The organism is Halococcus thailandensis JCM 13552 (assembly GCF_000336715.1).
In the GTDB taxonomy this organism is placed as follows: Archaea; Halobacteriota; Halobacteria; order Halobacteriales; family Halococcaceae; genus Halococcus; species Halococcus thailandensis.
Genome location: NZ_AOMF01000096.1, coordinates 1 through 3,396 on the forward strand (window position 1 = coordinate 1; position 3,396 = coordinate 3,396).

Consider the following 3,396-nt stretch of genomic DNA (forward strand, 5'->3'; position numbering starts at 1 on the left):
TAGCGCGAGCGTGCTCGCGCACCGACCGTGGCGGAAGCAGATACCGGAGTTCTTGGCCGAGGATATGGAGCCATCGATCCATGAGTTCCGGCTGACGCGGGAGACAGTAGCGCCTGCTGATCTGGACGAATCCTTAAGCGATAACGAGTGCCGAGAAATTCAATTGAACGAACTCCGTTACTCAGCTTTCGCATTGGATCGATGATGTGAATCACTGTACGACAGTCAATTGGAAGCGAAATTCGGCGATTCCACCAGCGCAATAATCGACCACGATTCGATTGAACCATAGCAAATCCACCCGATCAAACACAACTCGTGACACGATCGTTCTCGATTGAGACGTCAGTAGAACACTTCAGATGCTTATTCCCTTTCAAAATATGTGGATTCTTTAACGAGCAAATCTGAGTTTATTAGAAAATTCGACATTTACATACACGGCTGTGTTCACGAATTACATTGATTCTATCTTATTCATATCTTATTAATAATATATTTTGCGATAATAGGGGGAATTTTGACTGAAACAGTTGAATCGTGTCTTCCGGAAAGGCGAACGACCACGAGTACATCAAAACTATCATCGAGATCTAGAAGGATCTGCTCGGTTCGGCTTAGGCGATAATGGTGGATCATCAGGTAGATAGCGCCGACGAAAACTCTGGCGGACACTACTATTCGAGAATCGGACCAAGCGACTCTTGTGGACACCACTGTTAGTCCTACCAATGAGGCTGCAGCGACGAGAGTATCTCCAAGGAGCGATGGGAATTGGAGTAGCCAGTGTGGCGACTGGGTGTCTCGGACTCACGGAAACGAACGAGAACGTTGTTCTTGACGAGCCAGATCGCAAGACCGAGAGTTCGGATCTCCCATATCCTGCATGGAACGAGAAAATTCCCGATGTGACTCTCCCGAAACCACTCACCACTCAGGAGACAGTCACTCTCCGAAACGTCGACAAACCCCGGTTAGTGGAGTTTTTCTACAGTCACTGTCAAACTGTCTGCCCAGTCTTAACTTCGACGATGCGAAACATCCAGACCCACTCACTCAATAATGGATACGGTGATCAGATTGAATTCTTCCCTATAACATTTGATCCAGAACGTGATGATGCCAAGCGACTATCTACGTATGCCGACGAGATGAATATCAATACCGATGCCAAAAATTGGCAATTCCTCCGTCCTAAGTCGAAAGATCGCGCGAAGAGTGTCATTACTGATAAATTCGGATTCAAATTCAGTCGAACGCATCCCGAGAACATGGATATGTACATGTTCGCCCACATGCCACTCATACTGCTCGTAAACGCCGATGACTATGTAGAACGGGCATATACTTCGAAATCGCCGGATGCCGAGAAGATCATCTCGAACTTGAAGACGATTCGTAACGCATGAATCGACGTCAAGCATTGGCTGCACTCGGTGGACTCGGACTCACTGGTGGAAGCATCGTGGCCATGGAATCCGGATTCCTCTCTGGACAGGAATCCGACTTCACCGAGACCGTCGAAACGATCGATGCACGTGGCTCCGAAGCAGGAGAGATCACTCTCCCACGTCCGAATACACCGACGGTTATCGACCTTTTTGCAACGTGGTGTGCACCGTGTCGAAAACAGATGACAGTCCTCAGTGGCCTCGTTCCCGAATACACCAACCGACTCACGTTCATCTCAGTAACGAACGAACGATTTGGAGGAACGCTCACGAAAGAGGATGTGCGAGCGTGGTGGCGAAAGAACGATGGCGATTGGACGCTCGGGCACGATCCCGAAAGCGATTTGATGTCCGCGCTGAACGCCGAGGGACTTCCCTATCTCGCCATCACGGATGCCTCGGGAACTATTCAGTGGACTCACAGCGGTGTCATTGCTGCGTCAATGCTACGGACCCGCCTCGATACACTCCTGGATGGGACATGACTTCGGCGGCGTTGCTCGGAACCGTCGCATTCGCTGCCGGTGCCGGGCTCACGACGTTCTTTGCACCGTGTGCGTTCCCGCTCCTGCCCGGATACGTTGGCTACTACGTTCACCAGAGTCAAGAGGAAACCTCAAGCGTTCTCTCCGCGGTCGCCGCAGCGGTCGGCGCGCTCATCGCATTGGGTGTGGTTGCAGGGCTCGCCTTCGCGTTCGGGGAAGCGCTCACGTCGCTGTTGCCGCTGTTGGAACCGATTGTGGGTGCGGGACTAATCGTGTTCGGTCTCGTGATGCTCATCGGCAGATTCCCGATCGCATCGATTCCACTTCCAGCTCGGCCCGAATCAATCGTCGGGTTCGGCGTCTTCGGCGGTGTGTACGCACTCGCCGCTGCGGGGTGTGTCATCCCACTTTTCCTCGGTGTCCTCACGCAGGCACTGACACTTCCACCACTGGCGGCTGTTGTCGTCCTCGGTTCGTACGCCGGTGCTGTCGCCGCCCCACTCGTTGGAGTGACTCTTCTCACCAGCGTCGGTGTAGACACATGGCATGATCTCGGTTGGTACTCTGGTCGGATAGAACAGTTTGCCGGGGTCATTCTGATCGCCGCTGGGATCGGACAGCTCTACCTCTCGATCGTTGTGCTTGACGTACTCTGATCCTCAAGCACGTTTGAGACCGTAACGAGAAGATTATTTTCACCGATCCCTATCTGGAGAGCGAAGCCGTAGTAATTACCGAACAGGGCAAATTAGCAAGGTGTCAATTCTACTTGCTATTTTGATATGGACTGTAGCTAGCACACCACGCTGTCGGTTGGATATAGCCTTCAACGACGCTGCATGCGCCAACCCCGTCACCATTTTTATCCGGAATATAAAATATACAGCCAGAACACTGCTGGCTGTCTTTTGGTTGTGTTTGATATTGGACAGCGTTTTTCGGCTGGAGAGCATCCGAGCTCCGTTTCGTTCCACCTTGACTCGTCGCCGTCCGGTAGACATCTGGAACGGGACCGCTCAACGCGGGTGTACCGTTGTTGGTTGCTTTCATATCGGTACCTTCGGTTGCTGTACCGACACTATCAGCTCCATCAGCCGCTTCGGGTGTGGTTTCAGGCTCGCCTGCCGTGGCGCGGCCACCAGTATTGGAATCTGTACCTTCGGTACTTTCAGTAGTTGCTGCATCTTGGTCCCCTGTCCCGTCGTTGCTGGTACACCCGGCGAAGCCAGCAATCGCTGCACTACCAGCCAGTTGGAGGACAGTGCGTCGTGATTTCCGAGTAATCCGATCCATCCGTTAGCTTCTCACTCCCGTTCGTAAGATGGTCGTTGTGGTTCAATAATCGAAATCGTTGTGAGCAACGAGTTTTAATGCTCTGTTGATCGCCGGTTCTGTCCGGCGATTCTATCGCTGAGTTCAGGTGAATTGGACGCCCTCTTGCGATATGGAGCGGTTACGAC

The 3,396-nt window shown here is 52.3% G+C and carries 4 protein-coding genes; 3 read left to right on the top strand and 1 reads right to left on the bottom strand.

Going from position 1 to position 3,396, the window contains the following annotated elements; all coding sequences use genetic code 11:
• The first annotated feature begins 737 nt into the window (after positions 1–737).
• Genes C451_RS04200 through C451_RS04210 form a run of 3 tightly spaced genes read left to right on the top strand, consistent with a single transcriptional unit; the run spans position 738 to position 2,592 of the window.
• The gene (locus C451_RS04200) at positions 738–1,409 is read left to right on the top strand and encodes an SCO family protein (RefSeq protein WP_049912886.1); all 672 of its coding nucleotides are present in this window, start codon (positions 738–740) and stop codon (positions 1,407–1,409) included.
• The gene (locus C451_RS04205; protein ID WP_049912885.1) at positions 1,406–1,936 is read left to right on the top strand and encodes a TlpA family protein disulfide reductase; all 531 of its coding nucleotides are present in this window, start codon (positions 1,406–1,408) and stop codon (positions 1,934–1,936) included. The genes C451_RS04200 and C451_RS04205 overlap by 4 nt, the downstream gene beginning before the upstream one ends.
• Positions 1,933–2,592, top strand: coding sequence for a cytochrome c biogenesis CcdA family protein (locus C451_RS04210; protein ID WP_007738043.1), 660 nt, complete (start codon positions 1,933–1,935; stop codon positions 2,590–2,592). Before C451_RS04205 ends, C451_RS04210 begins: the two co-directional genes overlap by 4 nt.
• A 109-nt stretch (positions 2,593–2,701) precedes the next feature.
• Here C451_RS04210 and C451_RS20840 read toward each other — a convergent pair whose 3' ends face one another.
• Entirely contained in the window at positions 2,702–3,229 is a 528-nt protein-coding gene (locus tag C451_RS20840; protein ID WP_080503486.1) for a high-potential iron-sulfur protein, read from the bottom strand.
• Between the last annotated feature and the right edge of the window lie 167 nt (positions 3,230–3,396).